The sequence below is a fragment of the Microvirga sp. P4_G7 genome (genome assembly GCF_056401005.1).
Genome location: NZ_JBFUKD010000237.1, coordinates 1 through 5068, shown reverse-complemented (window position 1 = coordinate 5068; position 5068 = coordinate 1). Strand labels below are relative to the sequence as shown.

5 protein-coding genes are annotated in these 5068 nt (G+C 62.2%); 1 reads left to right on the top strand and 4 read right to left on the bottom strand.

Translation table 11 applies throughout. From position 1 onward, the window contains the following. The 4 genes from AC1DT3_RS11725 to rimP all read right to left on the bottom strand — a co-directional run. Window positions 1-212: translation initiation factor IF-2 associated domain-containing protein (locus AC1DT3_RS11725; RefSeq protein WP_477465433.1), on the bottom strand; the 212-nt coding region annotated here is incomplete at its 3' end. Continuing rightward, on the bottom strand, window positions 205-879 hold the full coding sequence (locus AC1DT3_RS11720; RefSeq protein ID WP_477465432.1) for an RNA-binding protein: 675 nt from the start codon (window positions 877-879) through the stop codon (window positions 205-207). The genes AC1DT3_RS11725 and AC1DT3_RS11720, both read right to left, overlap by 8 nt. Before the next feature lie 197 nt (window positions 880-1076). Beyond that, window positions 1077-2684 carry a transcription termination factor NusA gene (gene nusA, locus AC1DT3_RS11715; protein ID WP_477465431.1) on the bottom strand — a complete coding sequence of 536 codons (1608 nt, stop codon included), beginning with the start codon at window positions 2682-2684 and terminating at the stop codon, window positions 1077-1079. Between the two features lie 5 nt (window positions 2685-2689). Continuing rightward, complete coding sequence (gene rimP, locus AC1DT3_RS11710; RefSeq protein WP_477465430.1) at window positions 2690-3319, bottom strand: ribosome maturation factor RimP; 630 nt, start codon at window positions 3317-3319, stop codon at window positions 2690-2692. A 275-nt stretch (window positions 3320-3594) separates the two neighbouring features. Between rimP and AC1DT3_RS11705 the strand changes: the two genes are divergently transcribed. Next, window positions 3595-5068, top strand: a 1474-nt coding sequence (locus AC1DT3_RS11705; RefSeq protein ID WP_477465429.1) for a sulfatase-like hydrolase/transferase, incomplete at its 3' end; no start/stop codon positions are given.

Genomic DNA, 5068 nt, shown 5'->3' with positions numbered 1-5068 from the left:
GCGCTCTGCGGCGGCGCTGCAGGCTTCTCTTCCCGCACGGGCGGGGCGCCCGGAGCCACAGGACGACGCTTCACAGTCTCGACCACCACCGATTTCGATCGGCCATGGGAGAAACTCTGACGCACCGTGCCCTGCTCGACAGGCCGCTTCAACGACAGCGTCTTGGGCGCTACGTGGAGCGTCTTGTCGCCTGGATTCTTCGTATCACTCATTCGGCTCAGACCCTGAGACTTCCAATATCGTGTGTGCGCCGGCCCCGTCGGAGGGGTCGACTTGAAGAGCTTCGGTGCCGCAATAGGCGCGGTAACGATGCCAGTGGTGTAGAAAGCCGTCGCTTCCAGCGCCCGCGACGAGGGCAGCATGTATCACATGTGACCGGCCTAATGCCAAATCCAATTCATCATTGGACAGCTCTTGGACGACCGGAAAGCTTGATATTGCCTCTCCGAGACGTTTTCGCAACTGGTTGGCGAGCTTTCGCCGCCCGTCTTCTGCCGCTTCTACGGCATGAATAAGGGCAACAAGCGGCTTTTCGGCGATGGCTGATTCGATCTTGACGAAGCCGGTGATCACATTACCGGCCTTGTTGGCGAGCGACAAGCTCTGTCTCAGGTCGACGCGCAGAGCGGCATCGATCTCCTCGACGAGGGTCGGCGACACCTTCGCCTCCGCCTTGAAGGCGCGGGCGAAAAGACGGCGCTTCACGGCGTCGCGGACATGATCGGCGCTGGCCGTCACCCAGACGCCGCGTCCCGGAAGCTTGTGACGCAGATCGGCAAAGACCGTTCCCTCCGGTCCGAGAACGAACCGGATCAGATCCGACGGATGCCGGACCTCGCGGGTGACGATGCAAGTGCGCTCGGGTTCATGCCGCGGCATGGGGGGTGTCCTCCCTTTGCCATGACCGTCACGACGGCATCACGCCGACGAATGTCAGCGCTGCCGTGTCGTGATGGTGCCGAGTGCGGGTCGATCCGATCATGTCGCCTTTCGAGAGCGGAGCATCATGCCCCAGGTCGTTGCAAACGATCGCGTATCGGGTCCGAGCCGGTCGGTCCGGACCCCGCGATCGCATTTTAGGACGGCTGAGCCTCGGTCTCGGCTTCTTCGGCCGATTCCTCGGTTTCGACGGGAGCCTCGATCCAGCCCGCCTTGACGCGGGCCGACATGATCATCGCCTCCGCATCGGCGCGGGAGAGATCGAACCCGTCGAGGGCACCCTTGTGGCGCGTCGCTTCGGCGCCGCGGCCTTCCGTCCAGCCGGCGAGATCGTCGGTGGCGCAGCCGGCCAGGTCTTCGATGGACTTGATGTCGTTCTCGCCGAACGCCACCAGCATCGCCGTCGTGACGCCGTCGATATCCTTGAGCTCGTCGGCGACGCCGAGTTCGGTCCGGCGCGCTTCCTGCTCGGCTTCGATGCGGGCGAGATATTCCTGCGCGCGGGTCTGGATTTCGCCGGCGGTATCCTCGTCGAACCCTTCGATCGAAGCCAATTCGGGCAGGTCCACGTAGGCGATTTCGTCAACGGAGCGGAATCCCTCCGCCGCCAGCAGCTGACCCACGACCTCGTCCACATCGAGCGCGTTCATGAACAGCTCGGTGCGCTCGGCGAATTCCTTCTGGCGGCGCTCGGATTCCTCGGCCTCGGTCAGGATGTCGATATCCCAACCGGTGAGCTGCGAGGCGAGACGCACGTTCTGGCCGCGACGGCCGATGGCGAGCGAGAGTTGATCGTCCGGCACCACCACTTCGATGCGGTCGGCTTCTTCGTCGAGCACCACCTTCACCACTTCGGCCGGCTGCAGCGCGTTGACGATGAAAGTCGCCTGATCGACGGACCAGGGAATGATGTCGATCTTCTCGCCCTGCAACTCGCCGACGACGGCCTGCACGCGCGAGCCGCGCATACCGACGCAGGCGCCGACAGGATCGATCGATGAATCACGCGAGGTCACGGCGATCTTGGCGCGCGAACCGGGATCGCGGGCGACGGCCTGGATCGAGACGATGCCGTCGTAAATTTCCGGCACTTCCTGCGCGAAGAGCTTCGCCATGAATTGCGGATGCGTGCGCGACAGGAAGATCTGCGGACCGCGCGTCTCGCGACGCACGTCGAAAAGATAGGCGCGGATCCGGTCGCCGGGACGGAACGTCTCGCGCGGGATCAATTCGTCGCGGCGGATGATCGCTTCGCCACGGCCGAGATCGGCGATGACATTGCCGTATTCGACCCGCTTGACGACGCCGTTCACGACCTCGCCGATGCGATCCTTGTATTCCTGGTACTGACGATCGCGCTCGGCGTCGCGCACTTTCTGCACGATCACCTGCTTTGCCGATTGCGCCGCGATACGGCCGAAATCGAAGGGCGGCAGCGTTTCGGAAATCGCGTCGCCTTCCTGCGCCGCGGGGTTGCGCTTGCGCGCTTCCGACAACGTGATTTCGCGCGAGTCGTTCTCGAACGCCGCATCGTCGACGACGAGCAGATGGCGCGACAGGCGCAATTCGCCGGTTCTGGGGTTGATCTCGGCGTGAATGTCGGTTTCGGCGCCGTAACGGGACCGCGCCGCTTTCGCGATCGCATCCGCCATCGCGTCGAGCACGATCTGCTTGTCGATCACCTTCTCGCGGGCGACCGCGTCGGCGATCTGCAAGAGTTCAAGCCTGTTGGCGCTGATAGCCATCGAGGTTACTCCTTCTCCGGTTTCTCTGTGCGCGGGCTGCGCGGTTCTTGCGCCGGCTCCGCTTCAATCTCTGTTTCGTCGTTCTCGGGAACCGGGGCCGTGCCGCGGCGCAGGGATTCCCGCACGAGTTCGTCCGTCAATACGAGGCGTGCTTCGCCGATGCTCGACAGAGGCAGGCGCACGATGCTCTCGAGGCCTTCCTTCACATCCGGCAATTCGACGATCGCCTGATCGGCTTCGACGCCACGGATGAAGCCGCGAAAACGCTTACGGCCTTCCAGCGGCACCGCCATCTCGATCTTGGCGTCGTGCCCTTTCCAACGCTCGAAATCGCCGGCGCGCACGAGCGGCCGATCGATCCCGGGGGAGGACACCTCGAGATAATACGCCTGCGTGACCGGATCCTCCAGATCGAGAACGGGGGAAACGGCCTTGCTGACCCTTTCGCAATCGTCCACCGACATGGTCCCGTCGGGACGCTCGGCCATGATCTGGACCGTGCAACCATTGGTCGGCGAGATCTTGACGCGCACGAGACGAAAGCCGAGATCCTCGATGACAGGCTCGAGGATGGCCGCCACACGGGCCGCCACACCGGACTCGGTGATCATACGCTTTTCGTTTTCGCTCGACATCGTTCTCCCGTGACCCGACAAGGAACCGCCAAGAAGGGCGATCGCCCGGTTTCAGGCAACAAACCCAGCTTCAGGCAATAAAAAAGAGCGGACCCGGGCGGGCCCACTCTGACCAGCAGCTTGACGCTGCAACCAGAACTGACTGCCTGAAGATAGCGGTTCGCCGCTTCTGATGCAAGGTCTACGACGCCGTCGACGCGCGAACTCCCGAGTGACTGGTCATTTTTGCCGACTTAACATAGGATCGCTTTACTATAACATATTGATTCGTCACGATGATCGATCGGAATCGGAAAATTCGCCTGGGCCTCGGCGCCATTGCCTCACTGCTGGCGGGCGCGATCTTCTTCCTGCAATTGCCCGCGGAAATCTACGCCGGCAATAAGGACGAGTTCGGCTTCTCCTTGTGGTCGATGATCGGGGCGTTCGCGCCGTGGGCGCTCGGTCTGCTCGCCGCCGCAATCCTGCTGATCGTTCTCTCTCCGAAAGTCTTGCTGCCGTGGCTCAGCGCGGCACTGGCTGGCTTCGCAGTCGCGCTCTGGATTCAGGGCTCGTTGTTGATCCACGATTTCGGGCTTCTGGACGGAACGACATGGTCCATTCGACTGCCGACCTGGCGTAGCCATGCCGAACATGTCGGGGTCGCCGCCACTGCAGTCGTCGTCTTTCTTCTCGCGCTGAAGCGACCGGTCGCGGCATCGATCGGATTGGCTGGATTGCTCGCAACGGTCGTCGCCTCCACCGTACCGGTGCTCATGAACGATACCGATCGCCCTGCGACAAACCAGGATTTTTCATCGTTTTATGACTTTTCGCCGGATAAGAACATCCTGGTCGTGCTCATGGATTCCATGCAATCGGAGCAGTTTCAGGAAGTCGTTGCCGAAACGCCCGCCATCGCCGATGCGCTCGACGGCTTCACGTACTATCCCGACACGACCGGCGTGTCCTCCTCGACCTATCTGGCGGTGCCGACCATCCATTCCGGTCAGGAATACATCGTCGGTTCATCGATCGATGACCATTATCGCAAGACTGTAACAGAGAGGTCGTTCGTCAACCGACTGAGCGACGCCGGCTACCGGACGGCGATGATCGGATCACTGCTGGGAATCTGTCCGAACAGAGCCGATCTCTGCGCCGGCGTGCGGCAAGTCATCTATGGGAGCGCGGGGGCCAAGCAGAGCGATGCCTCGCGGCTGCTCAACATCAGCCTGCTGCGCGTCGCCCCCGCCTTTCTCAAGAAGACCGTCTACAACAAGGGCCTCTGGCGCATTTCGCTCGGCAACCAATCCAACGTCCAGGCCGATCAGCCCGCCGCACAGGGCAACGCGATCCTCGACGACCTGGCGGCCAACCTGACAACCGTTGCGCCGAAGCCGACACTTAAATTTCTGCACCTGATGAACACGCACTTGCCGATCGTGTTTACGGAAAAGTGCGTATTTCTCGCCGAAACGATCCGCAAGACACGAGCGGCGTTCAAGGCGCAGACGAACTGTGCCCTTCAACATTTCGCGCGCCTGATGACAGCTCTCAAAGCAAAGGGAATCTACGACAAGRCTGCGATCGTGCTTCTCTCCGATCACGGTTCGCACGGCGGCTGGCCCCATGCCAAGGTCGCTGGCAACGCGGTCATCGACTCGAATCTGATCGGGGTCGCAAATCCGACGATCGCCATCAAGTCGCTTGGGGCGAGGGGGCCGTTTCGAACGGACATGTCGGCGGCCAGCCTGACCGACATCGCCG

Excerpts from the sequence above, each read along its gene's own strand:
- AC1DT3_RS11720 (WP_477465432.1), bottom strand. The coding sequence starts at position 879 with ATGCCGCGGCATGAACCCGAGCGCACTTGCATCGTCACCCGCGAGGTC.
- nusA (WP_477465431.1), bottom strand. The coding sequence starts at position 2,684 with ATGGCTATCAGCGCCAACAGGCTTGAACTCTTGCAGATCGCCGACGCG.
- rimP (WP_477465430.1), bottom strand. The coding sequence starts at position 3,319 with ATGTCGAGCGAAAACGAAAAGCGTATGATCACCGAGTCCGGTGTGGCG.